This window comes from Actinospongiicola halichondriae (genome assembly GCF_049103745.1).
In the GTDB taxonomy this organism is placed as follows: domain Bacteria; phylum Actinomycetota; class Acidimicrobiia; order Acidimicrobiales; family Salinilacustritrichaceae; genus Salinilacustrithrix; species Salinilacustrithrix halichondriae.
In genome coordinates, this window is sequence record NZ_CP171622.1 from 2,987,060 (window position 1) to 3,013,803 (window position 26,744).

Below are 26,744 nucleotides of genomic sequence, written 5' to 3' on the forward strand. Positions count from 1 at the left end.
CCAGCGCCGGTTCGCAACCGAAGTGCGGAGCTGCTCAGACCTGAGCGCCGGCGACCCGCACGGCACCCGACACGGCCTCGCACGTCACCGGCAGCGCACCGAGCTCGTCGCCGTCGGCCCACATCACGACGTCGTCGTCGCTCGCGATCGTGACCGTGGTGCACGAGTGGACGGTGACGTCGGGATGGTCCACGTGACGACCCTTGAACACCTTGGGGAACACGCGGAGGAAGGTGCCGCGGCCGACGTCGCCGATGACGACCACCTCGAGCTTGCCGTCGGTCGGGGTGACACCGGGGCAGGTCTTCATGCCCCCGCCGAAGTACGGCGTGTTCCCGATCGACATCATCGTCGTGTCGGCATCGTGCACCACGCCGTCGATCTCGACCGTCGCCGACACCGTCCGCAGCCGCGGCAACTGGAGCAGCGTGGCCACGGTGTAGCGCTGCGCGCCTCGGGGCCAGCGCAGACCGTTGGCCCGAGCGGTGACGTCGCCCGCGAACCCCATGGTCGCGACCGAGGCCACCCAGCCGTGGTTCGTCCGCATGGCGTCGACCGGCACGCCGGGGTCCAACGCGGCCGAGACACGATCCTCGAGCGATCCCCCGAGCAGACCCAACGCTCGGGCGAAGTCGTTCCCCGTCCCCTGCGGGACGAGACCGAGGACCACGTCGGTCTCGGCCACGGCCTGCAGTGCGATGCGGACGAGTCCGTCGCCGCCGACGGCGATGATCCGCTCGGCCCCCTGAGCGACCGCCTCGACCGCAGCCTGCTGCGATGCTGCAGCCGAGGTCGCTTCGAGCAACACCGCATCGAGCCCGCGCGAACGCAGTCGGTCGACGACCGTCTCGACGTCGCCCGTCCCTCCTCGCGCCGCAGGGTTGCCCAGCACATGCACCGTCATGGGCGGCACGGTACGCAACAGATTCCCCTTGCGTTCTAAGAGCATTCTCTTACAATGAGCCCATGAGCACGACGACTGCTGCCACCGATCCCGCCGCCGCGGGGTACAGCCAACGGGTCGCCATCCCGAAGTTCGGGATCGAGGTCGGCCCGTTCCCGCACCTGCGCGCCGAACGCGAACGCCTGGTCGACCTCACCTGGTCGCACTTCGACGCTCGCCCCATCGGCGCCACCATCGGCGGCGAACTGCAGGGGCTCGACCTCGGCGGCGACCTGTCGGACGAGGTCATCGCCGAGATCCGTCAGGCGCTGCTCGACTACAAGGTCATCGTCTTCCGCGACCAGTCCCTCGACGCCGAGGCCCACCTCGCCTTCGCGTCACGCTTCGGCGACCTCGAGATCCATCCGTTCCTGCCGGCGAACGCGACGAACCCCGAGCTCGTCCGATTCGAGAAGAGCAAGCAGGTCGGCGGCTTCGAGAACGGCTGGCACAGCGACGTGAGCTGGCGCGAGGTCCCCTCGCTCGGCGCCGTCCTCCACGCCGTCGAGGTCCCGCCGTCGGGCGGTGACACGCTGTTCTGCGACATGTACACGGCCTACGAGGCGCTCGACCCCGCGACTCGGGACCAGATCGACGGCCTGTACGCGATCCACGACTACAGCCAGGTCTTCGGTTACGGGATCCCCGACGACCAGAAGGCCGAGATGCGCGAGAAGTACCCACTCGTGCGCCACCCCGTCGTCCGGACCCACCCCGAGACCGGCCGCAAACTGCTCTACGTGAACCGCTTCTTCGTCTCGCACATCGACGGGATGGAGGCGGACGAGTCCCACGCCCTGCTCGACCGACTGTGCCGGCAGGCCGACATCATCGAGTTCCAGTTCCGTCACCAGTGGCGCGACGGCGACGTCGTCTTCTGGGACAACCGTGCCGTGCAGCACTACGCGACCAGCGACTACTGGCCGGCGACCAGGATCATGGAACGGGCCAGCATCATCGGCGACCGGCCAGTCTGAGCAGGCCAGTCCGATCAGGCCGGCTCGTCCATCACGGTCTCGAGGATCGCGACGACGGCGTGGACCAACCCACGCACGAAGTCCTCGTGGTCGGCCGCCTCGTCGGTGAGGCGGGCGCGGTCGGCCAGCGAGTGGAAGATCAGCGTGGTCGCGAGCACCGTGCGCACCGCCCCGAGCACGACGGAGTGCGGCGGCAGGCTCTCGACCAACAACGCCTGCACCCGCTCGAGTCCGGGCCTCGACCAGGGCTGCGACAACAGTTCGGGCAGTTCGTCGCGGTTGGGATGCGCCAGGAGTTCCGCCTGGATGCGGAGGTAGGCCGATCCGCCCGGCTCTCCCAGCATGGCCGCCAGCGGAGCGATGATGACCTCGACCAGGTCGCGCACGGTGGGCTCGGACGGGAGATCGTCGAGCAGTCGGTCGCGGTGCACGGCCATCTGCTCGACACGGCGACTGGTGATCGCCTCGAGTAGGCCGATCCGGTCACCGAAGTGGTATTGGATCGCACTGTTGTTGCGCTGGCCGGCCGCGTCGAGGATGTCGGCGAAGGTGGCACCGACGATCCCGTCGGTGGCGAAGCAGGACTCGGCTGCGTCGAGGATGCGGCGGCGCGTGTCGTCGGCGGAGCGGGGCATCGCCCGAACGGTACCCACCGGGCGCGGTCGCGGCGGTCACACCGCACGCGTACGGTCGTGACGTGCCGCTGACCGACCGTCGCACCGAGATCCATCGCAGCGACGCCGCGTCCGGTCGGTGGTTCTCCGCCGTCGGCGACGTCGACGTGGTCGGCACCGGGCGAGTCCGCATCGAGGTCGGCTCCACCGGCAACCGGCTCGACCCGACCCGCCGCGTCCGGCGACGCGGTCATGATCTCGTCCGAGCCGACGGGCGGCTCGAGCTCCGATCGTGGTGGCCCGTGCACGAGGTACGGACCCACGCAACGGGCCAGTTCGTCGGTGATCTCCGGGGGGAGATCACCGCCGCCGGAAGCGAGGACGTGGACGACGACCTCGCCGCGCTCGTCGACATCGTTCGCCAGGTGTTCGGCACGACGTCCGACGACCTCGTCGAGACCGTCCTCGTGTCGGCCTATCCCCTGCTCCAGCACCCGCTCTCGGCCGGTGCCCGACCCGACCTCGTCCCGGTCCCGGTCGAGCCGCTGCTGCATCACGACGACCCGCGCTCGGCTGCGCACCACGCCCTGGGGCCTCGGGTCACCCGGCCCCTGGTCCGGGCGCTCGCGGCCTCGCTGCTGCCCGACGACGACGGACGCGTCGCCTGGGAACCGATCCTGCTCGCGCTCATGGCGGCCGACCGGTGTGGCCCCGAACAGCTCGTGTCGATCCTCACGACCCGTCCCCATCGGCCTGGGGCGGTGTCGTTCTCGCTGACGGACATCGACAGAGCCCGGGCCATGTTCGAGGAGGTCACGCCTCGACGCATCGCAGACGACCTCGTCGCGGCGCTCGAGACCGAGGGCGGCACGACCGAGCTCGCACGCCGCCTCATCCGACACGACGCCAGACCACCGGCTCCCCCTCCGGCCGCACCCGCGCCGCGGCGCCCGCCGGCGCGAGCCGCCGCACCACCTCGGGTCGTCGACGACGGCGAACGGACGATCGACTACCCCGCTCCGTGGCGAGCGGTCGACGGACAGGCAGTCGACGGAACCGGCTGTCGTGTGGCCCTCCCGTCGACGGGCAACGAACTCCTCGAGTGGGGCGCGGTCATGGGCAACTGCCTCGGCGCCTACCGGACGACCGCGGCGTTGGGCCGCACACGGATCATCGGCTTCGCCGACGACCGCGGACTCCAGTACGTCGCCGAGGTCAGTCCGGCCCGGACCCTTCGACAGCTCGAGGCTCCCGGCAACACCCTCCCCCTGCCCAGCCGGGAGCGGGCGATCGTCCGCTTCCTGTTCGAGCAACGCCTCGTCGAGGCCGACGCCCGACGCGTCTTCTAGCGATACCGTCACGGCTGTGGCCAAGCCCCCGCCGGTGATGCTCGAGATCGACGGGCGCGAGGTCCGCATCACGAGTCCGGACAAGGTGTTCTTCCCGGAGCGGGGCGAGACGAAGCTCGACCTCGTCCACCACTACCTGCGGGTGGCCGAGCCGATCCTGCGCACGATGGGCGGACGCCCGACGCTGATGCAGCGGTTCCCCGATGGTGCGGACGGGAAGTCGTTCTTCCAGAAGCGGGTCCCCAAGGGCGCGCCCGACTGGCTCCAGACCACGGTCGTGTCGACACCCAACGGCACCACCTCCGACGCGATGGTCGTCGCCGACATCGCCCACCTCGCCTGGGCCGTGAACATGGGGTGCCTGGGTTTCCATCCGTGGCCGTTGCGAGCCGACGATCCCGGGACCACCGACGAACTGCGCATCGACCTCGACCCCGGTCCCGGCGTCGACTTCGCGATGCTGCGCGAGGCGGCGCACGAGCTCCACACCCTGCTCGACGAGCTCGGCATCCGATCGTTCCCCAAGACGACCGGGAACCGCGGCATCCACGTCTACGCACGCCTTGCTCCCGGCTGGGACTCCTACGACGTCCGGGCCGCAGCGGTCGTCGTGGGGCGCCTCCTCGAGCAACGGCGTCCCGAGTTGGTCACCGCCGCGTGGTGGAAGGAAGAACGGGGGTCGCGGGTGTTCGTCGACTTCAACCAGAACGCCCCGCACAAGACCGTCTTCGGAGCGTGGTGCGTCCGCCCCCGCGTCGGCGGGCAGGTCTCGACGCCCTTCCACTGGGACGAACTCGACGACATCGAACCCGACGAGCTCACGATCCCCGTCGTGGCGGAGCGGATGACGACGGTCGGTGATCCGTGGGCGACGATCGACGACGAGCCGCAGGCGATCACCCCGTTGCTCGAACGGTACGAGGCCGACCTGGCCGCCGGCGTCGGCGATGCGCCGTGGCCGCCCGTGTACCCCAAGATGCCCAACGAGCCGTCCCGGGTGGCTCCGAGCAGGGCAAAGGGCGCCGAGCAGTCGTAGGTTTGTCGACATGGAATCCGGGACCAAGTACCTCGCCGGCAGCGCCTTTCGTCTGCTCAACGCACTCAACGCCAACAAGCCGTTCGCCCGAGAGGGACTCGCATCGATCCCGTCGTTCGCGCTCGGTCTCCCGGCGTCGGAGCTGCCGCTGCACTACGTCACCGGGAACGCCATCTCGACCGCCTATGCGCTCGGGCGCGGCGTTCACCGGACCGCGGCGGGCAAGCTCGGCCTCGCCCTGACCGCCGGCGCCTCGGCCGTCCTCCTCGGCGTCCACAAGCGCGCCGCTGACGCCGAAGGAATCGTCGACCGGGCGCTGGCCGACGAACTCGGCGTCGACCACGCCGAACACGCTGCGCCCTCCCCGATGGCACCGAGCCGGACCGGTCTGCCGCTCCTCCCCTCTCCCGCCGTGCGCAAGCGCTACGTCACCGACGGCCACGTGGCGTACGACGGCCACGGCCGCCGTTCGACCCTCGACGTGTGGCGGCGGCCCGACCTCCCGACCGACGGCAAGGCGCCGGTGATGGTCCAGGTCCACGGCGGCGCTTGGGTCACCGGCGACAAGGAAGGCCAGGCGTACCCGCTCATGGTCCACCTCGTCGAGCGCGGCTGGGTCTGCGTGTCGATCACCTACCGGCTGAGCCCCCGCGCCACCTGGCCCGACCACATCACCGACGTGAAGCGATCCATCGGCTGGGTCAAGGAGAACATCGCCGACCACGGCGGCGACCCCGACTGGGTGGCGATCACCGGCGGTTCGGCCGGCGGACATCTGTCATCGCTCGCCGCACTCACTCCGAACGACCCGCAGTTCCAGAAGGGGTTCGAGGACGTCGACACCTCGGTCCGCGCCGCCGTCCCCTTCTACGGCGCGTTCGACTGGACCAACCGCGACGGAAGCGGCCGAGACGACGTCCTCGAGTTCCTCGAGGAGCGGGTCGTCAAGGCCAAGTTCGCCGACAACCCCGAGGTGTACGAGCAGGCGTCGTCGATGACCCACGTCGGTCCCGACTCCGTCCCGTTCTTCATCCTGCACGGCACCAACGACTCGCTGATCCCGGTCGAGCAGGCCCGGTCCATGGTCGACCTCATGCGCAAGGAGTCGGCGCAGCCGACGGTCTACGCCGAGTTCCCCGGCGCCCAGCACGCCTTCGATGTCTTCGGTGTGGCTCGGGCCCGGGCCGCCTGCCGTGGCGTCGAGCAGTTCCTCAACGTCGTGCGCGCCGAGACCGCCGCCGACGTCGTCTGACCGGCTCGTCCACGCTTCACGATCGGTCGCCGCGGACCATCAGGGACAGCGTCTCGACGAACTGGTCTCGACCAGCGCCGACCGGTACGCCGAAGAAGTGTTCGGCCAGATGGTGCCCGACCAGGGCGAACATTGCGACAGCCGCGACCGCGTCGGCGTCGCCGTCGGCGACCTCGCCCCGATCCATCCGCTCGGCGAGGAGCGCGCCCTCGGCCCGCGCTCCGTCCTCGGCAAGGACTCGCTGCAGCGGTTCGATGAGCTCGGGCCGCTGACGGCCCTCCCGAGCAGCGATCTCGATGAGCGGTTGCAGGCGGACCAGTTCGTCGAGCGTCCGGCGGTAGACGACCTCGAGTCGCTCGGATCCGTCGACCCGCTCCGAGCGTGCAGCTTCGGCCCGTGCGAGTTCGCGATCGACGACTGCGACGAGCACTGCGTCCTTGTTCTCGAAGTGGCGGTAGAAGCTCCCACTCCCCGGCGACAGGCCCGCAGCAGCCTCGATCTCGACGACGGACGTACCGGCGACGCCCTTGCGGGCGAACAACTCCAACGACTGGTCCAGGATCCGTTCGCGCGTGTTGACGGCCACTGTCGCAAGATAGCTCTTGCATTCCGCAAGAGCACTCTTGCAGAATCTCGGTGTGCCTCCACCGCCCACCGTCACCTCCGTTCTCGGGTTCGCTCGACCCGAGCGCGTGCACCCCGACGACGAGCGTCCCCAACTCCACCGGTCGAGCACCATCGAACCCGCGGCGCTCGACGACACCACCCTCGCGATGCACGAGTGCGGACTACGCGATCTCGCCGTTCCCGGGGCAGCGAACCCGACCTTCGACGACGCCGGCTTCGCGATCGCAGACCTGCCGGACCGCCGGGGGTTGTACGACGTGCTCCGAACCGTGCGGCGCGATCAGCGGATGAACCGGGAGAACGAGGTGGCCATCCGACGCTCGCTGGGCCGATCCCGCGTCCTACTCCGAGACGGCACCCAGCTGCTGATCCTGCACGTCGCAGAGGAGGGCGTGCTGTTCCGTAGCGAGGGACCTGCGGGCATCGACGTGGGCGCAGGCACCCACGGCGGAGTCCGTCACGGAGGCGCGGTCAACGTCCACGCCGACCAGGACGTTCTCGGCACGCCGCTCCGCCAGTTGATGCGAGGCCAGGCGCCGAGGATCCTTCGCCACGACGCTCCCGACAGCACCAACCGGCGATCACCATTGATGTTGGTGAACCTGTGGCTCCCGCTCCGACAGGTGACCCGTCCGCTCACGCTCCTGCACAACGCAACGGTCGACCGTCGCCGCGACCAGTGCCGATACGCACTACCCACGGAGGGGATCCTGAACCGTTCCGGGGATCGAGCAGTGAACGACATCTGGGCGTTCCTCCACCACGACGAGCAGGAGTGGTACTTCCACTCCGAGCTCGCGCTCGGCCAGGCCCACGTGTTCGACACCCTGAGTACGGCCCACACCAGCTGCGCGCTGCCGGGCGAGACCGTCGCCGCCGACCGCTACCGACGGCTCCTCGCGGCCGAGGCCGCCATCGGCGACCGGGACCCGGCGGCACTGCGCTCGGCGGCCGCGGGGCGCGGCCCGAACGACGCTTCCACGGCCTCGTTGCGGCGGGCGATCGATGCGATGGACGAGCTGATCGACGAGGTCGCGTCGATCACCGACGATCACACCACCGACATCGGGGCCGATTGGCTCCGCCGCTCCGAGACCGCCCGTTCAGCAGTCGTCAGGAGTTCCATCGAGCTCCGAGCGCTGGTCCTGCGCCTGCCGAGCAGCAGACGGCGACGTCAGCCGTCGACCACGTAGCCGACCCCGGGAACCCATCGGGCGTCGGGCGGGATGCTGGAGCTGCCGTCGAGCACCCATCCGGTCCCCTCGACCCAACGACGACCGGGCTGGTCGGCGACCGGTGGGCGCGGTGTCGCCTGCGGGGCCGTGCGCTGGACCATGGTCGGCGCGGGAGCGGCGGCCGATGGCGCGATCGGTGGCCGTGTCGGCGTCGCTCGCGGCGGTACGACAGGACGTGCGGCCGGGCGTGTCGGTGCCGGCGGCCGCGAGCCCGGTCGAGAGCGGGGCTGGCGGGGGATCCGTTGCGTCGGCGGATGAGGTGAGCGTCGCTGACGAGGCGGGGCAGCCTGCGGTTCGGCCCGCACCGCATTCGCCGTCGGCTTCCAGATGAACGACGCCACGAGCCCGGCGACGCCGGCACCGGCCAATGCCAGGGCCGGTCCCTGACTCGCCTCGGCGAGCGCGCCGATGAGCGACGCCACGACGGCTGCCTGCGCCGGGGCGAACGACTGCGCCAACGCCGGGACGCCGAACGCGAAGACCAGCACGAACGCCGACAGCCCGATGGCCCACACGCCGGCACGTCGCAGGATCGCCGGTCGGTTCGAGGTGATGACCAGGGCCATCAGTGCCCCGACCGCCGCGACCGCCGCCAGAATCGGTACCGCGACGTCGAGCGCCCGTCGCACCGGGCCGAGGTCGGGCACCCGCTCGGTCGGCAGAGGGATCTCGAGCGAGGGCGCGGCGGGCAGCAGGCCGTCGAGCTCCGGGTTCGATTCCACCAGCGCCGAACGCGCCGCGCTGCCGAACGCGCCACCGTCGATCGAACGCGGCGGGTCGCCCTCGCCCAGGAACGCCTGGTGCGTGTCGACGAAGGCAGTGCGGAACAGCGCCTCGACCTCGGGCGAGTCGAGCGCGGTCTCGGCGGCGGCATCGAGCGTGGCCCGGTCCACGGCGAAGCCAGCAGGGATGGCGGACTCGAGTCCTCCGGCGATGTTGGCGACCAACTGATCGTGCACGTCGGGGTCGTCGAGGAGCGCGTCGGCCACGGCCTCTGATCGGCCGGGGTCCAGGACGGTCCGGGTCATGATGAATCCGGTCCACGCGAGCGAGCCGATCCAGAGACTGACCGCGAGGAGCACGGCGGCGAGGGCGCGACGCACGTCCCCATGATGTCGGACGACGCGCCGGCGACCGCGGCAGCGTCGACCGGGCAAACGGTCAGGCGTCCAGGAACGCCTCGATGAGTCGGGCCAACTCGAGGGGTTGGTCGCCCTGGATCGAGTGTCCCGCATCGTCCACCGTGAGGATCTGGGCATCCGGCTGACGCTGGCGGAACGACGCCTGGTCCTCCTCGTCGACCACGGGCGACCGATCGCCGACGACCAACTGGACCGGGACCTCGATCGAGGCGAGGTCGTCCCAGAGGCGGGAGAAGTCGAGATCGCCGTCTCGCCGCTCGACCATGTCGGCCGCTCCCCCGCGTTGGTGACGCCAGACCCAGCTGCCGTCGGGCTGCTCGACCGCGTTGTGGAGGATGCCGCGACGCAGCGACGTCTCGGACCGTGTCGGGTTGAACAGCACCGTTCGCTCGAGGATCTCGTCGAACGACGCGAAGGACTCCGGACCCGCGAGGAAAGCGAGCACGTCGGACGCCTTCTCCTTGTCGGCGCCGGGCGTGACGTCGACCATCATCAGCTTGCGCACGAGTGCCGGCGCGACCACGGCGAGCTCCATCGCCGTCATGCCGCCGAGCGACATCCCCACGACGAGCGCCGCGTCGGGTGCGAGCTCGGCGACGACGACCGCCATGTCCTCGGCGAGCGATCGCGGGGAGATCGCCGTCGCGGGCGCCGTTCCGTCCGAGTGACCATGGCCCGGGAGGTCGATGGCGAGCAGGGGTCGATCGAGGGCGAGCGCCACCGTGTCCCACGTGTGGGCGTTCTGGCCGCCTCCGTGGAGGAAGACGATCTCGGGCGGTGTCGTCCCCCAGCGGAGGCCGCGGATGACCCGGCCGTCGTCGAGGGTCACCGCCACGCGCTCGACCGTCGGTGCGCCCGTCCATTCGAGGCCGGCCTCGGCCGCGTTCTCGTGGAACAGTCCGAACTCGTCGTAGTCAGGAGTCGCCATGGCGGCACCCTAGGAGGCCGGCAATGACCGATGGACCGGACGCCGGATCGTCGTAGGTTGGGCGTCGTGACGACACTCGCCGAACGACTCCAGTCCGACCTGACCACCGCCATGAAGGCGCGCGATCAGCTCACCACCGCGACGCTGCGCATGGCCATCGCCGCCGTGAAGGAGGCGGCGGTCGCCGGATCCGAGGCCAAGGTCCTCGACGACGCCGAGGTCGAGGCCGTGCTCCGCACCCAGGTGAAGCGTCGTGACGAGGCCGCCGAGGCGTTCCGCGACGGCGGTCGCGACGCCCAGGCCGATCAGGAGTTGGCCGAGCGCGAGGTCCTGGCGGCCTACCTGCCCAAGGGACTCGACGAGGCCGAGCTCGCCGCGATCGTCGACAGTGCCCTCGCCGACGGCGGGTTCACCGAGCCGTCGCAGATGGGTCTCGCCATGAAGGCGGTCATGGGCGCGGTCGCCGGGCGGGCCGACGGCAAAGTCGTGTCGGCGATGGTGAAGTCGCGCCTCGTCGGCTGAACCGGACATGATGGGCGCGTGGCTGACTCCCCCGACCCCGAGGTGAAACCGACTGCCGCAGTGGTGCTGGGCAGCGGCGGTGCTCGTGGGTACGCCCACATCGGTGCGCTCGAGGTGATCGAGGCCAGCGGATACGAGGTGATCGCCGTCGCCGGCTGTTCGATGGGCGCGCTCGTCGGTGGCCTCTACGCAGCGGGGAACCTCGACGAGTACCGGGACTGGGCCATCACGCTCCGCCAGCGCGACGTGCTCCGGCTCGTGGATCTGTCGCTGTCGTCGATGGGCGCGATCCGCGGCGACAAGCTCTTCAGCATGGTCGGCGAGATGATCGGCGACGTCGCCATCGAGAACCTCCCCATCGCCTACACCGCCGTGGCGACCGACCTGCTCTCCCAGCGGGAGGTCTGGTTCCAGGACGGTTCGCTCTCCGATGCGATCCGCGCCTCGATCGCCATCCCTTCCCTCCTCGCCCCCGTCGTCACCGACAACCAACTCCTGGTCGACGGCGCCCTCATGAACCCGGTGCCGATCCTCCCGACGTTGTCGGCGCAGGCCGACATCACGATCGCCGTCCACCTGTCCGGCGAGACCCGACGCCACAGCCCGACGAAGCCGTCGGGGCCGCTGGTCCCGGTCGTCGAGGGCGCCGACGATCCCGCCGTGGAGGACGAGCGGTGGGCATCGCTACGCGAGCGCGCGGCACGGCTCCTCGACTGGGATGTCGTGCGGGCCAAGCTGTCGCGCGACGGCGAGCGCTCCGAGTCGGACGACCTCGCCGACTTCAGCCGCTTCGACATCATGAACCTGGCGTACGAGACGATGCAGTCCACGCTGACCAGCTACAAGCTCGCCGGTTATCCCCCCGACGTGTTGGTCGAGATCCCGAAGTCGAGCGCCCGGACGTTCGAGTTCCACCGCGCCGAGGAACTCATCGAGATCGGGCGGTCGTTGACCGAGAGCGCGCTGGCCGACGTCGGCGTCTGAGCACCGGGCGTCGCCGGGTCAGGACACGCCGGCAGTCGACGCTGCGAACTCCGCACGCTCGCGGTGGCGCTCGTACGCCCATCCCGGCCCCCGCAACACGAAGGACAGACGGTCGGACCACGTGTCGGAGTCGGCGACGTCGCGGAGGATGTCCTTGTACTCGTGCGAGGCGACGACCGCCGGGTTGAACGAGTCGATGTTCTTGGTGAGTCCGTAGACCACCGGCTCGTCCTCGGGCTCGAACGTCCCGAAGAGCTTGTCCCAGACGATGAGGATCGACCCGTGGTTGCGGTCGAGGTACTGCGAGTTCGACCCGTGGTGCACCCGGTGGTGCGACGCGGTGTTGAGCACCGCCTCGGCCGGGCCGATCGAACGGATCGTCTCGGTGTGGATCCAGTACTGGTACAGCAGGTTGATCGCACGAGCCTGGGAGATCAGGTGGGGACGGACGCCGGCCCGGGCCAGCAATCCGTACGGGATCCAGACGCCGAGGACGTCGGCTACCGGCTGACGGAGTGCGGTCGAGAGGTTGTAGCGCTCACTCGAGTGGTGGACCACGTGGAGCGCCCACATCGCCCGGATCTCGTGCATGAACCGGTGGTTCCAGTAGTAGATGAAGTCCCACCCGGCGATCGCGGCGATCCACGCCGCCGCACCCTCGCCGCGGTCGTGGGCCTCGCCCTTCTCCCACATGGTGTCGGGATTGGTGCGCGAGGCGAAGAAGGTGGCCGTCGCCAGCGTTCCCGTGGCCACCGCTGCCGGCCCCGTGACTCGGCGGACCTTGGCCGCGAGCCGACTCCAACGACGGCGACCGTCTGTCGACGAGGCGTCCAGTTCGGCGTCGTCGGGGGCACGAGCGACGACACGGTCGGCGATCGACGTCGCTGCCGCGGCCGCCAAGGTCGCGCCGACGAGCACCTTGCCGTACTTCCCCTTGCCGGGGATGACGTGCTTGACCAACTTGGGGGTGATCAGCGGGGCGAGGAGGGATCCGACGCCCATGGCCAACGACGTGGCCGTGTCCTCCTTGGTGTAGTCGCCGGTCGTGGGACCGTGGACCGCCGCCCGCTTGGCCAGGTACCGCTGCTCGGCGGCCATGGTCCCGAAGTAGATGGGGATCGAGGCGACAGTCAGGTCCAGCACGGCGACCAGTCTGACGGATCGCTCACGGCCGGACCGCCCCGATCACCCGGAGCGCGTTCGTTCCGAGCACCTTGCGGCAACGATCGATCGTCCAACCTCGGCGGAGCATCCCCGCCACGAGGTTCGGGAGGTCCGCCGGTCGACGGAGGTCGCGGGGCGGCATGATCGCGCCATCCCAGTCGCTTCCCAGGCTGACGTGGTCCTCGCCCACCAGGTCGATGACGTGTTGTGCGTGGTCGAGCACGGCCTCGCACCGTCCGCCCCAGTACGGCTCGCCGAGGAAGGACGACTGGTACATGATCCCGACGGTGCCGCCACGCTCGGCGATGGCACGGATCTGGTGGTCGGTGAGGTTGCGCCAGTGCTCGTTGACCGCGTCCACGCCGGTGTGGGTGACGATCGGCGGGAGGTCGGGGTCGTGTACGGCCAGCGCATCGTCGAACCCAATGCGGCTGATGTGGGCGAGGTCGACGAGGATCCGCGCCGCATTGCAGCGGCGGACGTAGTCACGGCCGAGGTTCGTCAGACCCGCGACGGTCCGCCGAGGCGACGGCGCCGAGGTCGCGCCGATGCCCGAGTCGGTCAGGTGGACGAGCGTGATCCGGCAGATCAGGTCGCCGGGCATGGCATCGAGCAGCGAGGGGTCGTGCTCGATCGCGTTCCCGCCCTGGATGGCGAGGAAGGCGCCGTGTCGCCCAGCGTCGCGGGCGGCGCGGTACTCGGTCAGATTGCGGACGACGTCGGCGCGGTCCGGTCGTCGCTCGAACTCGGCCTGGATGCCGCGGAGGTTCCGATGGAAGGCCCGCTGTCGGGCCCGGGCCGGGCGGAACGGATTGGTCGTGATCGACCACATCCCGCCGGTCATCCCGGCGTCGATGGCCGACGGCAGGTCGACCATCCCGTACAGGCGGTACTGGAGCGGGCCGCCGAGTCGATGCTGCTTCTGGAGGTCGCGTCGAGCGATCCGCGAGGCGATGTAGGTGTCGAGGTGGAGATCGACCACGTCGACCTCCGGGTCTCGGAGCAGCGTGTCGGCATCGGCGAGGAGCGAAGGATCCACGGTCGGACGATAGTCATGCCCGTTTCGTCATCCGGATCGTTCCGAGCTCCGTAGAAACCAGTGAAGTGACCGCACGGTGTGGGGCGTACAGGGGCGCCCCCGCCGTGCGTGTCTTCGGTCGCCGGTGTCTCGATCGCCGGGGTGACGAGTACGTTCCAACCGATGGACGCCACCGTCGTCGACGAGATCCGCCGAGTGCTCGAGACGTCACCAGCCTCGTGGCGGAGTGTGTCCGGCGGCGACGTCAGCGAGGCCTACGACACGACGCTCGGCGACGGCCGACGGGTGTTCGTCAAGACGCACGCCAACCCGCCGGACGACTTCTTCACCACCGAGGCATCGGGGCTCGACTGGCTGCGCGAGTCCGACGCCGTCCTGGTCCCTTCGGTCCTGGCCGTTGGCGACGACCCGGCGTTCCTCGTGCTGGAGTGGATCGACGAGGGCGACCCCCGACCGGACACCGAGGCCGCGCTCGGTCGGGCCCTGGCGGCGATGCACCGCAGCGGCGCCGCGACCTTCGGGCGTGAGGACCGCCGGACCACCGGCAGCCGAGGACTCCCGAACGAGCCGTGCGACACCTGGGTCGAGTTCTACGCCACCCAACGACTGATCCCGCTCGCACGGATGGCCCGCGACCAAGGGGCGCTCGAGGCATCCACCGTCCGGGCCATCGACCGGGTGAGCGATCGTCTCGGCGACCTGGGCGGCGACCCCGAACCACCGGCTCGGCTCCACGGCGATCTCTGGTCGGGGAACCGCCTCGTCGACGTGGCGGGACAGTCGTGGCTGATCGACCCGGCGGCGCACGGCGGTCATCGGGAGTTCGACCTGGCGATGATGCGGCTGTTCGGCGGCTTCGGCGATGCCTGCTTCGCGGACTACGCCGCGACGTTCCCCCTCGCCGAGGGCTCGGCGGAGCGAGTACCGCTCCATCAGTTGGCGCCGCTGATCGTGCACGCCGTGAAGTTCGGTGGCGGCTACGTCGCTGCGGTCGAGCGTGCGCTCGGCCAGCTGCTCTGACGCTTCGCTGTTGCGACGACCGTCAGCTGCCGACGCTGGTGCCCTCCGGGAGCCCGCCTTGTGGGTACGGCCCGATGAACATGTGCTCGAACATGCCGTGACCGGTGTGGTCGGCCGCTCCATCTGCGTAGTCGAAGCGGGCACAGTGTTCGACGATCGCCCACCAGGCCCACTCGTCCAACTCGCTCATCGGCCACGACTTGCCCTCGACGGTGGTCTCGTCGCCGATCCACATCCCGTGGCGGTACTCGTCGCCGAGGCCGTAGCCCGTGCCGATCCCGAGGTAGTTGTGCACGAGGGGTGTGCACAGGATCTCGATGGGCCCACCGGGGGCATCGGGGAGGTGGAACGTCGACGGTGTCTCGACGAGACGGGTGCCGGGACGCAAGGTGTGCGAGACGTGGGCGGAGCCCAACCACTCGGGCTCCTTCGCCGCGTCGTGCCAGATGCGGACCGCTTCGTCCATGACTCGGTGACCGTTCCCCTCCTCCTGGATGAGGACGAGGATCGAGTGGTCGTCGAACTGCATCGGCACGTAGTTCCACATGCCCGTCATCACCGGCTCGGTCTGGATACCGGAGGGTTCGGGCTCGCCGACCGGCCGCACGCCCCACGAACGGTCCCGTGCACCCCACCAGCGATCCGGGGTCACCTCGAAGGTCTCGTCACCGACCCGCAGCGATCCCGACCAGCGGCCGTTCTGCGCGAACCGTGAAGTGTCGAAGACGATCCGACCGTGCTTGCGGGAGTAGTGGCGCGGCTCGATCCACGGCTCGAAGACGCCGTTCCACACGAGGTCGCACGACAGGTCGAGGTCCGGTGCGTCGCAGACCAACCGCAACGACCGGAGCGGCTCGATGATCTCGATCCGGAACGGACCGACCGACGTGTCCATGCGGTCGACGAGCGGCTTGTTGGCTCGGACCACGTGGTGGGTGTCGCCACGACGGACCGTGATGAACGCGTCGTGCGTCCCCAGGTTGGGATACATGCCCATCCCCATGACCGCGAAGAGGTCGCCACTGCACGAGTGCAGGTTGAAGTAGTACCGGTCGTAGAAGTTGCGGTCGCTGGTGCCGACGTGACGTACCGGCTCGGCGATCTGGTGGATGGGGTAGTCGTCCCAGGAGCTCAGCATGCCGCCACCCTGTCAGATCTGACACACCGTCAGGAGGCAGCGGCGTACCGCTTGGCTCGACCCCGGTTGACCGCGCCCACGATCGTCATGACCGTGCCGATGACGATCAGGAGCCCGCCGGCGCCGATCGCCAGGAACCACGGCCAGTACGAGCCGATCGACGAGAAGGGCCGGGCGAGCAGGACCTCGGTCCCGAACGACGACTCTCCCCGCACGGTGATGTCGTAGGTCCCCGGGCGATCGATGTCGAAACGCACCACACCCACGTAGTCGCGTCCGTTGATGCTGATGGTCTCCGTGAACGACGAGTCAGCCCGGGTCTCCACCGACTCCGGACCGGTCACCATGACGGTCTGGGGTCGGATCACCAGGCCGAAGTCGTCGCGCTCGTAGAGCATCCACGGTCCCTCCTCGAGTGTCACCCGGTGACTGCCGGGCACCTCCCAACGCGGTCCGCTGATGGCGTCGACGAAGGCGGGGATGACCAGGGCGAGGGCGACCACGATGAGGGCGATGCCTCCGGCGACGACGGTCAACGACGCCCACAACGGTGGCCCGGCGACCGAGCCGTCGGCGCGACGTCGGGGTGGCCGGACCGGTGCCGGGACGGTCGGCGCTCCTGCCAGCGGAGCAACGTGCTCGGTCCAACGCACGCCGTCCCAGTAGCGCTGGGTTCCGGTCATCGAGGTGTCGGGATACCAACCGGGTGTCGCCATCACCCCATGGTGTCGCGTCGGACCCGGTCGAGGGCGCGACGGATGCGCTGGGCGCTCACCGGGCTCCGGGTGCCGAGGTGCTGCGCGAACTGCTGGACCCGCAGGTCCTCGATCATCCACCGGATGTCGTCGAGCGCCGCAGTCAAGCCCACCTCGGCGACGAGCGATGCGTGCTCGGTCACCACTCGGTGGACGATCGCCATCCGCTCGTGGTCGGCGCGCACACCCTCGCGGAGCTTGTCGATCCGTACGTCGACGGCGTCGAGGTAGTGGGGGATGTCGACGAGACGCTCGGTCCCGATGCTCACCGCCATGCCGTCGAAGACCAGGTGCCGGACCTGGGTCGTGATGTCGTCGAGCGCTGCCGACCACTCGATCGGCGCGGGCCGGGCCAGACGCTCGTGCAACTGCCCGACGTGTTGCACCGCGACCGCCATGCAACGGACGGCCTCGACCAGTTCGTCGACGTAACGGTCACGGGTGTCCGCGAGCAGCCGCGAGAACGACTCCTCGTCCCAGACAGGGCCGCCGTGATCGAGGAGGATCGCGTCGAGCACGGCATCGAGCGCGTCGTCGACCGCGGCCGAGACCGAGCCGTGGGGCGCAGTGACCAGACCCAGCATCGTGTGGGCGTCGAGTGCTCCCTGGACCGTCCGGGCCGGGCGGGGCAACTGCAGCTTGAGGAGACGGCGGGTGCCGTTCCAGTGCAGCGCCTGCTGCTCGCTCGTCGACGCGAGGACCCGCACGCCCACCGAGTCGCGCAGGTCGACCAGCGACGGATAGCCCTCGACCGTGAGGCCACCCACGTCGGAGGTGATGGACCGCGGCAGCGTGCCGATCGACCAGTCGGTGATCCCGTCGCGCTCCATGTCCGGCGACTCCGCGACCACGGTCGACCGCACGTGCGCACGCAGCCGCCGCTCGAGGTCGTCGAGGTCGTCGCCCTCGGCCAGTAGGCCCTCGTCACCGGTCACCCGGAACCACGGGCGCAGGTGCGAGGGCAGTTCGACGCCGTCCCACATCGACGGGACGATCTCGACCCCGGCGAGCCGGGTGAGCGTCTTGGCCAGGACGACGCGGAACGGTCCGTCCGACGGGTCGATCGACTGGTGCGCCTCGGCTGCTCGATCCGGCGCCGGGGCCAGGTGGCGGCGGACGGCCTTCGGCAGCGCCCGGATCATGGCGGTCACCAACTCGAGCCGGAGACCGGGCACCAACCACTCGAACGGCGACGGGTCGGTCCGGTTCAGGACGGCGACGGGGATCTCGAAGATCGCGCCGTCGCGCACGTCACCGGGCTGGAACGAGTAGTCGACCGGGACCTCGATCCTCGTGCCGCCGGACTCCCCCACCGACCACGTCGTGGGGAAGGCCTCGTCGTCGACTCCGTCGTCCGTGGCGAGGAGATCGTCGACCGAGAGGTCGAGCAGCGCCGGATGCACGCCGATCTCGTCGCGCCACCATCGGTCGAAACGACGGACGTCGGTGATGTCGTCGGGGACACGGGCGTCGAAGAAGTCGAAGACCGCGTCCTCGTCGATCAGGAGATCGCGGCGACGTGCCCGATCCTCCATCGAGCGGACCTCGTCGATCCGCGCCCGGTTGTGTGCGACGAATCGGTGGTGCGTCTCCCACTCGCCACGCACCAGGGCATGCAGGACGAACAGCTCACGCGCTCGCTCGGGGTCGATCCGGCCGACGTCGACCGCTCGTCCCTCCACCAGGGTCAGCGCGCGGAGTTGGACCCGTTCGATCACCTGTGCGGTCCCCCGCTCCTGGTTCCACCACGGCTCGCCGTAGGTCGACTTCACGAGGTGGCGGGCCGCGTGTTCGATCCACTGGGGCTGGACGGTGGCAGCGGTGCGGGCCCACATCCGGTTGGTCTCGACCAACTCGGCGGCCATGACCCACTTGGGCGGCTTCTTCGAGAGCGCCGACCCGCGTCCGATGGCGAACCGGGCGTTGCGTACGCCGATGAACTCCGCCGGTCCCCGCTCGGCCTGCTCCTCGTCGCGAGCCCCCACGTTGCCCAACAGTCCGGCGAGCAGCGAACGGTGGATGGCGTGCTCGTCGCTCGGCGTGGTGTTGATCTCGAGCTTCAGCGACCGGACCACCTGACGGAGCTGCGTGTAGACGTCCTGCCATTCCCGGAGGCGGACGAAGTGGAGGTACTCGGCCTTGCACTCGCGTCGGAACGCTCCCGAGCCCAGCGCCTTCTGCCGTGCCTTCAGGTGATCCCAGAGTGCGAGCATCCCGAGGAAGTCCGAACCCGGCACCCGGAACCGGGCATGCGACTCGGCGGCCTGTTGCTCCTTGCCGACCGGCCGTTCGCGGACGTCCTGGATCGAGAGTGCCGCGGCGATGACCATGACCTCGTGGACACAGCCGTTGCGGCCGGCCTCGAGCACCATGCGGCCGAGCGTCGGGTCGACGGGGAGTCGGGCCAGGCGGCGCCCCAGCTGCGTGAGCCGGCGGTCGTGCGCAGGACGGCCGGTCTGGAGGGCGCCGAGTTCCTCGAGCAGCGCCACGCCGTCGGCGATGTTGCGACGGTCGGGCGGTTCGACGAACGGGAACGACTCGACGTCGCCGAGACCCAGGGCGGTCATCTGGAGGATGACCGACGCGAGGTTGGTGCGCAGGATCTCGGGCTCGGTGAACTCGGGCCGGTCGACGAGGTCGTCCTCCTCGAAGAGTCGGATGCAGACGCCGGGGGCCACTCGGCCACAGCGACCAGCGCGCTGGTCGGCCGACGCCTGGGAGATCGGCTCGATCGGCAGACGCTGCACCTTGGTCCGCTTGTTGTAGCGAGAGATGCGAGCCGTGCCCGGGTCGACCACCGACCGGATCCCGGGAACCGTGAGCGAGGTCTCGGCGATGTTGGTCGCGATCACGACACGGCGCTTCGTGTGCGACGCGAACACGCGGTGCTGCTCGGCTGACGACAACCGGGCGTACAGGGGAACGACCTCGGTGTTCGCCAGCTTCAGTCCCTCGACCGCCTCGGCCGTGTCACGGATCTCCCGCTCGCCCGACTGGAAGACCAACACGTCGCCCATCTGCTCGTCGAGCAGCTCGCGCACCGCGTCGGTCACCGCCGCCACGGTGTCGTCGTCCTCGGGAGGCCGGTACCGGAGCTCGACCGGGAAGGTGCGGCCCGAGACCTCGACGATCGGTGCAGGCCCGTCGCCGTTTCCCGCGACGCCGGCGAAGTGCGCGGCGAACCGCTCGGTGTCGATCGTGGCCGAGGTGACGATCACCTTCAGGTCGGGTCGCCGGGGCAGCAGTTGGCGGAGATACCCGAGGATGAAGTCGATGTTGAGACTCCGCTCGTGGGCCTCGTCGACGATGATCGTGTCGTACTTCGTCAGGTCACGGTCACGCTGCAGCTCGTTCAGCAGGATGCCGTCGGTCATGACCTTGAGGAGGGTCCGCTTCCCCACCTTGTCGGTGAAACGAACGGCGTACCCCACCTCTTCGCCCAGCGAGACGCCCAGTTCCTCGGCGACGCGTTCGGCCACGGCTCGCGCGGCGATCCTCCGGGGTTGGGTGTGCCCGATGAGGCCGGCGCGCCCACGCCCCAGCTCGAGACAGAACTTGGGGAGCTGTGTGCTCTTGCCCGAACCCGTCTCGCCCGCCACGATCACGACCTGGTGCGCGTCGATGACCTCGAGCAACTCGTCCTTGCGGAGCGAGATCGGGAGATCGGGCGTCGTGAAGTCCATGGTCCTCGTACCAGTATGAGCGGCCGTCGACCGGTCGCCATGGTGCACGAGCGGAATGGATGGCTACGGTTGACCGCACGGTCAAGATCTGAACCCGGGGGGAACCGTGGCACAACTCACCTACACACGCGACGAGCTGATGGCGGAGCACGACTACGCCGAGCCCCACGTCGTCCACGGACGTCGCATGCACGGAGGATTCCTCGCCGACGGCACCTACACGCCGCCCCGGACGCTGCACCGCGGCCCGGCCGTCGATGCGTGGACCGACGCCCTGCGCTCGCGGGGTGGAGAGATCCTCGACGCCACCGCGTCGCTGCTCGACGGCGTCCGCCTCCCGAACGTCGAGCAGTCGCGGGTCCTGCTCCGCAACGGACTCGGTGAGACGTTCTGGAACACCCTGACCATCATCGGCAAGATCGAGGCCCGCGGGCGTCTGCTCGCCGACGTCGAGTTCCCCGATCTCCAGCCCCACATCGTCGACGACATCTCCACGATGGGCATCGGCCACCTGAACAAGGGACTGCTCGTCGCCCACGGCCTGGACGAGGGAGGCATCCCGGCTGAAGGAATCGGCGGGCACGACGAGATGTGGTTCGCCGCTCGTGATCTCGCCTTCGGTGCCGGAGCACATCCCGACGTCGATCCGCCCGAGAGCATCGCTCGTGACGACGGCGGCGAGGGCTTCGCGGCCGGACGCCGCATACCCGAACTCCCGCCGGAGATCGAGGGTCTGCTCTCGTTGCTCACGAACCTGTTGATCATCGAGTTCCGGGCCGAACTCGGCTTCTCGGAGTCACAGTCGATCCTGCGCACTCCCGGACTCTTCGCCGACGACGCCAAGTCGGCCGAGGCAGCGGAGATCATCGGGCGCATCCGCACCGACGAGGAGATCCACGTCACGTCGCTGCGGCTGTACCTGGGCGAGATCCGCTCGATCACGTTCAAGACCCTCGAGGGCGGGACCATCTCCGGCGCCGAGGTCATCGACCGGTTCTGGGGCGATCTCGTGCAGTGGGCCACGGTCGAACAACCCAAGCTCGCAGCAGAACAGCAGCGCGAGATGCTCGAGGAACGGATCCGCCAGCACCCCGACGCCGACCGAGTCCTCCGCGAGTTCGACGCCGTCGGCGACTGACCCTGGCCGACTCGTCCGCCGAATCTGACGCGGTGTCAGATTCGCGCGAGACTGCCGGCCATGGAATTCGGACTCTTCATCGGTGGCTGGGTACCCGACTATCTCGACGGGCGTGACGACGAGGCGGAACACGTCCGCCTCCTGAACGAGGCGCGCATCGCCGAGGTCGGCGACGCCCACAACTGGAAGTACGTCTGGGTCACCGAGCACCACTTCCTGACCGAGTACAGCCACATCTCGGCCAACGAGGTCGTGATGCCCCACATCCTCGCCCGCACCGAGAACATCCGAGTCTGTTCGGGAATCATCAACGTGACGCCCCCGGTGAACCACCCGGCCCGCATCGCCGAACGGGTGGCGATGCTCGACCATCTCTCCGGTGGGCGCTTCGACTTCGGCACGGGCCGCGGTTCGTCGACCACCGAGCAGGGCGGATTCGGCATCACCGATCCGGACCTCACCCGCGACATGTTCGACGAGGTCATGCCCGAGTTCCGCAAGATGTGGAGCCAGGACTCGTACAGCTTCGACGGCAAGTTCTTCTCGATGCCCGAGCGCAACGTGCTCCCCAAGCCCTACGTGAAGCCGCATCCTCCGATGTGGGTCGCAGCCGGCAACCCGGAGACGTTCGAGAAGGCCGGCAAGCTCGGCCTCGGCGTCCTCTGCTTCACCGGGGGTTCGCCCGAGAAGATGCGTCCGCTCGTCGAGACCTACAAGGAAGCCATCCAGCACGCCGATCCGGTCGGCGACTTCGTCAACGACAACATCGCGGTGACCACCAACTTCTTGTGCCTCGAGGACGGCGACGCCGCCCGTGAGCACATGACCCGGTCGCGCAACGGGCGCCAGCAGAGCCTGGTGTTCAAGTACCTCGACACGTTCCCCAAGCCTCCGATGGTCCCGGACTGGCCCACGGAGATCCCCGACCCCACGCTCGAACAGCTGGCGGCCGGGTTCGAGAAGGGCACCTCGATCGTGGGGACACCCGACGAGTGCGGTGAGGCGCTCGAGAAGTGGGACGGCATCGGCGTCGACCAGCTCATCATGGGCCCGACCGGCACGGCACTCCCGTTCGACCTCATCGAGGAGTCGGTGAGCCTCTTCGGCGACCAGGTGATCCCGCACTTCGACACCGACCCGGAGGCACGCAGCGCCCGGCACCGTCGACTGGCCGCGGCCGACACCGACGTACGACTGGTCACCACCACTGACTGAGGTGCACCATTCAGGGTGTGCCCTGGCCGCGCGAATCGAGTGAGGACGATCTCGTCGCGCGGCTGACCGCCGGTGACGAGCGGGCCTGGGCCGAGTTGTACCAGGAGCTCGCCGGGCGGATCGCCGGCTATGCCCGGGCAAAGGGGGTGTCGGACCCGGACGACCTGGTCGGCGACGTGTTCGCGGCGGCGGCAGAACGGATCGGACGGTTCGACGGCGACGGCGAGCGCCTCCGGTCGTGGATGTTCACGATCGCCCACCACCGCCTCGCCGACGACCTCCGCCGGCGGAAGCGGCGAGCGACCGACGCGGTCGCCCCGCGTGAGTTCGATGATCTCGAGGCCCGTGCCGACAGCATCGGCGAGGCGACGGCGCGTATCGACGCCGACGGCGCCCTGGCCATGTTGCAGTGGGTGACCGAGGAACAGCGCGAAGTCCTCACCCTGCGAATCCTCGGTGAGCTCAGCATCGCCGAGACGGCCACAGTGATGGGCAAACCGCCCGGAGCGGTCAAGGCCCTCCAGCACCGGGCCATCGCTCGCATCCAGCGCCGCCTCGAACAGGACCCGTATCCGAACGCCGTCGCCGACGATGACGGAAGTGAACCATGAGTGCCGACGACCGCCTCGACCGGGAGACCCATCCCGAGCTGAACGAGGTCTTCGACGCGCTCGATCGCCTGGTCGCTCCGCCCGCCGACTCGTCGCTCCGGGTGGCCCAGATCCAACGGGCCGCTGCGACCGCCCGGAGCGCCGTCGCGTCTCCCCCGGTCGCGGTGGCATGGCGTTGGCGGCGAGCCGCCTCCTGGCGCGTCGCCGCAGTCGCCGCCGCCGCAGTCGCGGTGATCGCTGGTCTCGGAGCCGATGATCGGTTGCCGGCCCCGGCCCAGCGGGTCGTGAGTTCGGTCGCCGAGGTCGTCGGTGTGGACGTGCCCGACGGATCGTCGCGGGCGAACGACGCCGAAGACGCTCCGGATCTCGAGGATCTCGACGAGTCGCCCGACACCTCCGGCAAGAGCGGCACCACGCCGGCGACACCCGGCGGACCGGGAGAACCCGCGACGCCGGCCGAGTCCGGCAACGGCAACGGCAACGGCAACGGCAACGGCGCCGAACCCGCCACGCCAGCCGAGCCAGGGTCCTCCGAAGGGCCCGCGACCCCGGCCACGCCAGCCACTCCGGCGACCCCGGAAGGCAACGGCAACGGCAAGCCGGCCACACCGCCAGGCGCCACGAAGTCCGACACCAAGAAGCCGGATTCCGCCGGCAAGAAGGCCGACGACGATCAGCAGGATTGACCGGAACTTTTCTGCGATCGACCCGTATCCCGCCGACGGCTCGGGCGATCACTCCACTGCAGGCCCGTTGGTTGCCTACCGCCAGGGACGACCACACGGAGCGCCAGCAGTTCGAGCCGCCTTCGGGCGGCTCGAACTCATTTTTGCTCCGGCCCCGTCGCAGCGGCAGCGCTGTGCTAGCCCTGGGACATGACCGGACCGTTCGATCTCGAAACCGTCGACCACCTCCTCAGCACCACCCGGGCGGTGCGCAAGCGACTCGACCTCGACAAGGACGTCCCCGACGACGTCCTCCTCGACTGCATCCGGCTGTCGCAGCAGGCACCGACCGGTTCCAACATGCAGAACTGGCGTTGGATGATCATCCGCGACGCCGACACCCGCCTCGCCCTGGCCGAGCTGTACCGCTCGGCGGGCGGCGAGTACCTCGCTGCCGCCGAGGCGACGGCGACGGAGGGCCAGGTCAAGCGGGTCATGTCGTCGGCCAACTACCTCGCACAGCACCTCGAGGAGGTCCCGGTCCACGTGATCCCGTGCGCCAAGGGCCGACTCACCTCGGACAACAGCGTCGGCGACTGGTCGGGGATGATGGGCTCGATCTACCCCGCCATCTGGAGCTTCCAGCTCGCGTTGCGCAGCCGCGGCCTCGGGTCCTGTCTGACCACGCTCCACCTCGGCAAGGAGGCCGAAGCGGCCGAGATCCTCGGCATCCCCGACGGCGTCATGCAGATCGCGCTGCTCCCGGTGGCCTACACGCAGGGCACGGACTTCAAGCCGGCCGAGCGCCCGCCGGTCGAGCGGATCGTCCACATGGACCACTGGGGCAACAAGCCCGAGTGAACCGCGGCCGTCCGGCCACCAGCGATCAGTCCGGCAGCGAGATCCCCATCTCCTCCACCTTGCGCGCCACCTCGTCGGGGAAGATGTTCTTGATCAGGTAGAGGTCCTGGATGATCTGGTAGTCGGGGGCCATGCCCTTGGCATAGCGCTCCATGTAGGCGAGCTGCTTGGCGACCAGGACCATCTCCTTGGGACCCTTCGCGCCGTAGTTGTCCATGAGGTCGATGCTCATCTTGAGCATCTCGCCCAGGTTCATCCCACCGATGCCGGCCTCGAGCATCGGGCCGAGGATCATCTGCAGGCGCATCCCCAGCTCTTCGTCCGTGCCGATGTCGGCCGGGAACACCCCGACCGAGCGGTAGGCCCGAGCGACCCGGGTGAAGTCGCCGTCGATCATGCAGGTGTAGAGGATGTCCTTGATCACCTGGCGGAACTCGGGGGCGAGCTCGCCCATGATCCCGAAGTCGAGGAAGCTCGCTCGCCCGTCGGGCAGGAACCAGATGTTCCCGGCGTGCATGTCGCCGTGGAACGGCCCGTGCACACAGACCGACTCGATCCAGACCTTCGCGCCCCAGCGCAACATCAGCTCGCCGTCGATGCCGCGGCGCGCCATCTCCTCGAACTCGTCGAGCGGCGTCCCCGTCATCCGTTCCATGCAGATCACCCGCGGCCCGCAGTAGTCCCAGTACACCTCCGGAGCGGTGATGTTGTGGTTGTCACCGAAGAAGCCGATCCGCTCGCGGAACGCCGCCTGGCGGGTCGCCTCGAGTGCCGGCACGAGCTCCTGGAAGTTCACGCTCGCCGTGTCCTCGATGACCGCGACCGGGTCGGCCGACTTCAGCCAGTCCCACCGCTCGGCGAGCTTGGCGATGCGCCACAGGATCCGCAGGTCGGCCGTCATCAGCGCACGGATGCCCGGACGCTGGAGCTTGACCACCGCCTGACGTCCGTCGGGGAGCGTGCACGCATGGACCTGGCCGATCGACGCCGCCGACAACGGCTTGTCGTCGAAGAACGTGAACAGCTCCTCGGGCGTGTGGCCGAGGTCGTCGGTGATGATCTGACGGGCGGTGGCGCTGTCGAACGGCGGGACCTCGTCGAGCGTCCGTTGGCACGCGTCGGCCAGCGGCTCGGGGAAGACCCCGGGTGACGACGCCATGATCTGGCCGAGCTTCACGAACGCCGGACCGAGCGCCTCGAACGCGTCGACGGCGCCCGCGCTCGCTGCGTCCCACCAGCCGACGACGTCCTTGCGGCGGAACACGAGGTCGAGGCGGCGGCGGAGGAGCGACCGGACGATGCTCCAGGTGAGGACGATGCCGATCGTGAGACCTCGCCGGATCTCGGTGAAGCCGAACCGGTCCAGGGCGGGCTCGTCGACCACCAGGTCTTCGGGCGGGGGCCCGTCGGCGTAGGGGCCGTGGAAGCCCTCGATGGTCTCCCGAGGTGTGGTCGCGTCGGGGACCTCGCGGCGGCCACCGAAGTTGAGACCGACACGGGGCTCGGTCTGCTCGATCATCGCGACGACTGCGCCACCGTCGACCACCGGCAGGTGGCGGACGTTGTGTCGACCCATGAGCTCGCGGGCCGCCATGGTGTCGACGTCCGGTCCGACGGTCACCACATCGACGCTCATCCGACGACGCACTGAAACTGCGGCGGGGTCGTCGCCATCGACGATCACGGCCAGCAGGTCTCGCTCGGTCAGGAGGCCGACCAGACGTCCGCCCTCGAGCACGACGACCGCGGACTGGTGTCGTTGCTGCAACAGCCGGGCGGCCTCGGCGATGGTCGCGTCCGGCCCGATCGACGCGACCTCGGATGTCTGGTTCGTCCGCATCCGTGG

The 26,744-nt window shown here is 69.5% G+C and carries 24 protein-coding genes; 13 read left to right on the forward strand and 11 right to left on the reverse strand.

What is annotated here, in order from left to right; all coding sequences use genetic code 11:
• Positions 1 to 34: 34 nt before the first annotated feature.
• Positions 35 to 904, reverse strand: a complete 870-nt coding sequence (locus tag AB8619_RS14715; RefSeq protein ID WP_436793386.1) for a diacylglycerol/lipid kinase family protein — start codon at positions 902 to 904, stop codon at positions 35 to 37.
• Between the two features lie 62 nt (positions 905 to 966).
• Between AB8619_RS14715 and AB8619_RS14720 the strand changes: the two genes are divergently transcribed.
• On the forward strand, positions 967 to 1,920 hold the full coding sequence (locus AB8619_RS14720; RefSeq protein WP_436793387.1) for a TauD/TfdA dioxygenase family protein: 954 nt from the start codon (positions 967 to 969) through the stop codon (positions 1,918 to 1,920).
• Positions 1,921 to 1,934: 14 nt separating this feature from the next.
• Here AB8619_RS14720 and AB8619_RS14725 read toward each other — a convergent pair whose 3' ends face one another.
• On the reverse strand, positions 1,935 to 2,555 hold the full coding sequence (locus AB8619_RS14725) for a TetR/AcrR family transcriptional regulator (RefSeq protein WP_436793388.1): 621 nt from the start codon (positions 2,553 to 2,555) through the stop codon (positions 1,935 to 1,937).
• Between the two features lie 62 nt (positions 2,556 to 2,617).
• Between AB8619_RS14725 and AB8619_RS14730 the strand changes: the two genes are divergently transcribed.
• From AB8619_RS14730 to AB8619_RS14740, 3 genes are read left to right on the forward strand one after another with little or no spacing between them, the layout of a single operon-like run.
• Entirely contained in the window at positions 2,618 to 3,883 is a 1,266-nt protein-coding gene (locus AB8619_RS14730) for a hypothetical protein (protein WP_436793389.1), read from the forward strand.
• 37 nt (positions 3,884 to 3,920) lie between these two features.
• Complete coding sequence (ligD, locus tag AB8619_RS14735; protein WP_436796391.1) at positions 3,921 to 4,919, forward strand: non-homologous end-joining DNA ligase; 999 nt, start codon at positions 3,921 to 3,923, stop codon at positions 4,917 to 4,919.
• A gap of 10 nt (positions 4,920 to 4,929) precedes the next feature.
• The gene (locus AB8619_RS14740) at positions 4,930 to 6,171 is read left to right on the forward strand and encodes an alpha/beta hydrolase fold domain-containing protein (protein ID WP_436793390.1); all 1,242 of its coding nucleotides are present in this window, start codon (positions 4,930 to 4,932) and stop codon (positions 6,169 to 6,171) included.
• A 16-nt stretch (positions 6,172 to 6,187) separates the two neighbouring features.
• Here the strand turns inward: AB8619_RS14740 and AB8619_RS14745 are convergent, their stop codons facing one another.
• Positions 6,188 to 6,757: a TetR/AcrR family transcriptional regulator gene (locus AB8619_RS14745; RefSeq protein ID WP_436793391.1), complete on the reverse strand. Its 570-nt coding sequence runs from the start codon at positions 6,755 to 6,757 to the stop codon at positions 6,188 to 6,190.
• 52 nt (positions 6,758 to 6,809) lie between these two features.
• Between AB8619_RS14745 and AB8619_RS14750 the strand changes: the two genes are divergently transcribed.
• A complete protein-coding gene (locus AB8619_RS14750; protein ID WP_436793392.1) occupies positions 6,810 to 7,991 on the forward strand; it encodes a hypothetical protein in 1,182 nt (393 codons plus the stop codon).
• Here the strand turns inward: AB8619_RS14750 and AB8619_RS14755 are convergent.
• On the reverse strand, positions 7,973 to 9,136 hold the full coding sequence (locus AB8619_RS14755) for a hypothetical protein (protein WP_436793393.1): 1,164 nt from the start codon (positions 9,134 to 9,136) through the stop codon (positions 7,973 to 7,975). The two genes, AB8619_RS14750 and AB8619_RS14755, sit on opposite strands and share 19 nt — an antisense overlap.
• A gap of 58 nt (positions 9,137 to 9,194) precedes the next feature.
• On the reverse strand, positions 9,195 to 10,103 hold the full coding sequence (locus AB8619_RS14760) for an alpha/beta fold hydrolase (protein ID WP_436793394.1): 909 nt from the start codon (positions 10,101 to 10,103) through the stop codon (positions 9,195 to 9,197).
• A gap of 66 nt (positions 10,104 to 10,169) precedes the next feature.
• Between AB8619_RS14760 and AB8619_RS14765 the strand changes: the two genes are divergently transcribed.
• Positions 10,170 to 10,625 carry a GatB/YqeY domain-containing protein gene (locus tag AB8619_RS14765; RefSeq protein WP_436793395.1) on the forward strand — a complete coding sequence of 152 codons (456 nt, stop codon included), beginning with the start codon at positions 10,170 to 10,172 and terminating at the stop codon, positions 10,623 to 10,625.
• Positions 10,626 to 10,643: 18 nt separating this feature from the next.
• A complete protein-coding gene (locus AB8619_RS14770; RefSeq protein WP_436793396.1) occupies positions 10,644 to 11,609 on the forward strand; it encodes a patatin-like phospholipase family protein in 966 nt (321 codons plus the stop codon).
• A gap of 18 nt (positions 11,610 to 11,627) precedes the next feature.
• Here AB8619_RS14770 and AB8619_RS14775 read toward each other — a convergent pair whose 3' ends face one another.
• Both AB8619_RS14775 and AB8619_RS14780 read right to left on the reverse strand, forming a co-directional pair.
• Positions 11,628 to 12,752: a sterol desaturase family protein gene (locus AB8619_RS14775; RefSeq protein ID WP_436793397.1), complete on the reverse strand. Its 1,125-nt coding sequence runs from the start codon at positions 12,750 to 12,752 to the stop codon at positions 11,628 to 11,630.
• 22 nt (positions 12,753 to 12,774) lie between these two features.
• Positions 12,775 to 13,812, reverse strand: a complete 1,038-nt coding sequence (locus tag AB8619_RS14780; protein ID WP_436793398.1) for a dipeptidase — start codon at positions 13,810 to 13,812, stop codon at positions 12,775 to 12,777.
• 162 nt (positions 13,813 to 13,974) lie between these two features.
• Here AB8619_RS14780 and AB8619_RS14785 point away from each other — a divergent pair, with 162 nt between their 5' ends.
• Positions 13,975 to 14,832: a fructosamine kinase family protein gene (locus AB8619_RS14785; protein WP_436793399.1), complete on the forward strand. Its 858-nt coding sequence runs from the start codon at positions 13,975 to 13,977 to the stop codon at positions 14,830 to 14,832.
• 22 nt (positions 14,833 to 14,854) lie between these two features.
• Here the strand turns inward: AB8619_RS14785 and AB8619_RS14790 are convergent, their stop codons facing one another.
• Genes AB8619_RS14790 through hrpA form a run of 3 tightly spaced genes read right to left on the reverse strand, consistent with a single transcriptional unit; the run spans position 14,855 to position 20,408 of the window.
• Positions 14,855 to 15,970, reverse strand: a complete 1,116-nt coding sequence (locus AB8619_RS14790; protein ID WP_436793400.1) for a hypothetical protein — start codon at positions 15,968 to 15,970, stop codon at positions 14,855 to 14,857.
• A 29-nt stretch (positions 15,971 to 15,999) separates the two neighbouring features.
• Positions 16,000 to 16,686 (reverse strand): DUF2510 domain-containing protein, encoded by a 687-nt coding sequence (locus AB8619_RS14795; protein ID WP_436793401.1) that lies wholly within the window; start codon positions 16,684 to 16,686, stop codon positions 16,000 to 16,002.
• Positions 16,686 to 20,408, reverse strand: coding sequence for an ATP-dependent RNA helicase HrpA (hrpA, locus tag AB8619_RS14800; RefSeq protein WP_436793402.1), 3,723 nt, complete (start codon positions 20,406 to 20,408; stop codon positions 16,686 to 16,688). Before hrpA ends, AB8619_RS14795 begins: the two co-directional genes overlap by 1 nt.
• 106 nt (positions 20,409 to 20,514) lie before the next feature.
• On the opposite strand from hrpA, the gene AB8619_RS14805 reads away from it, so the two are divergent.
• The 5 genes from AB8619_RS14805 (at position 20,515) to AB8619_RS14825 (ending at position 24,898) form a co-directional block, all read left to right on the forward strand.
• Complete coding sequence (locus AB8619_RS14805) at positions 20,515 to 21,546, forward strand: hypothetical protein (protein WP_436793403.1); 1,032 nt, start codon at positions 20,515 to 20,517, stop codon at positions 21,544 to 21,546.
• Between the two features lie 60 nt (positions 21,547 to 21,606).
• The gene (locus AB8619_RS14810) at positions 21,607 to 22,761 is read left to right on the forward strand and encodes an LLM class flavin-dependent oxidoreductase (RefSeq protein WP_436793404.1); all 1,155 of its coding nucleotides are present in this window, start codon (positions 21,607 to 21,609) and stop codon (positions 22,759 to 22,761) included.
• 17 nt (positions 22,762 to 22,778) lie between these two features.
• The gene (locus AB8619_RS14815) at positions 22,779 to 23,372 is read left to right on the forward strand and encodes an RNA polymerase sigma factor (RefSeq protein WP_436793405.1); all 594 of its coding nucleotides are present in this window, start codon (positions 22,779 to 22,781) and stop codon (positions 23,370 to 23,372) included.
• Positions 23,369 to 24,058 carry a hypothetical protein gene (locus tag AB8619_RS14820; RefSeq protein WP_436793406.1) on the forward strand — a complete coding sequence of 230 codons (690 nt, stop codon included), beginning with the start codon at positions 23,369 to 23,371 and terminating at the stop codon, positions 24,056 to 24,058. Before AB8619_RS14815 ends, AB8619_RS14820 begins: the two co-directional genes overlap by 4 nt.
• Before the next feature lie 189 nt (positions 24,059 to 24,247).
• Positions 24,248 to 24,898, forward strand: coding sequence for a nitroreductase family protein (locus tag AB8619_RS14825; RefSeq protein WP_436793407.1), 651 nt, complete (start codon positions 24,248 to 24,250; stop codon positions 24,896 to 24,898).
• A gap of 25 nt (positions 24,899 to 24,923) precedes the next feature.
• On the opposite strand, the gene AB8619_RS14830 is transcribed toward AB8619_RS14825, so the two are convergent.
• Entirely contained in the window at positions 24,924 to 26,738 is a 1,815-nt protein-coding gene (locus AB8619_RS14830; RefSeq protein ID WP_436793408.1) for an AarF/UbiB family protein, read from the reverse strand.
• Positions 26,739 to 26,744: the final 6 nt, after the last annotated feature.

Excerpts from the sequence above, each read along its gene's own strand:
- AB8619_RS14715 (WP_436793386.1), bottom strand. The coding sequence starts at position 904 with ATGACGGTGCATGTGCTGGGCAACCCTGCGGCGCGAGGAGGGACGGGC.
- AB8619_RS14720 (WP_436793387.1), top strand. The coding sequence starts at position 967 with ATGAGCACGACGACTGCTGCCACCGATCCCGCCGCCGCGGGGTACAGC.
- AB8619_RS14725 (WP_436793388.1), bottom strand. The coding sequence starts at position 2,555 with ATGCCCCGCTCCGCCGACGACACGCGCCGCCGCATCCTCGACGCAGCC.
- ligD (WP_436796391.1), top strand. The coding sequence starts at position 3,921 with ATGCTCGAGATCGACGGGCGCGAGGTCCGCATCACGAGTCCGGACAAG.
- AB8619_RS14740 (WP_436793390.1), top strand. The coding sequence starts at position 4,930 with ATGGAATCCGGGACCAAGTACCTCGCCGGCAGCGCCTTTCGTCTGCTC.
- AB8619_RS14760 (WP_436793394.1), bottom strand. The coding sequence starts at position 10,103 with ATGGCGACTCCTGACTACGACGAGTTCGGACTGTTCCACGAGAACGCG.
- AB8619_RS14785 (WP_436793399.1), top strand. The coding sequence starts at position 13,975 with ATGGACGCCACCGTCGTCGACGAGATCCGCCGAGTGCTCGAGACGTCA.
- AB8619_RS14790 (WP_436793400.1), bottom strand. The coding sequence starts at position 15,970 with ATGCTGAGCTCCTGGGACGACTACCCCATCCACCAGATCGCCGAGCCG.
- AB8619_RS14795 (WP_436793401.1), bottom strand. The coding sequence starts at position 16,686 with ATGGCGACACCCGGTTGGTATCCCGACACCTCGATGACCGGAACCCAG.
- hrpA (WP_436793402.1), bottom strand. The coding sequence starts at position 20,408 with ATGGACTTCACGACGCCCGATCTCCCGATCTCGCTCCGCAAGGACGAG.
- AB8619_RS14810 (WP_436793404.1), top strand. The coding sequence starts at position 21,607 with ATGGAATTCGGACTCTTCATCGGTGGCTGGGTACCCGACTATCTCGAC.
- AB8619_RS14820 (WP_436793406.1), top strand. The coding sequence starts at position 23,369 with ATGAGTGCCGACGACCGCCTCGACCGGGAGACCCATCCCGAGCTGAAC.
- AB8619_RS14825 (WP_436793407.1), top strand. The coding sequence starts at position 24,248 with ATGACCGGACCGTTCGATCTCGAAACCGTCGACCACCTCCTCAGCACC.
- AB8619_RS14830 (WP_436793408.1), bottom strand. The coding sequence starts at position 26,738 with ATGCGGACGAACCAGACATCCGAGGTCGCGTCGATCGGGCCGGACGCG.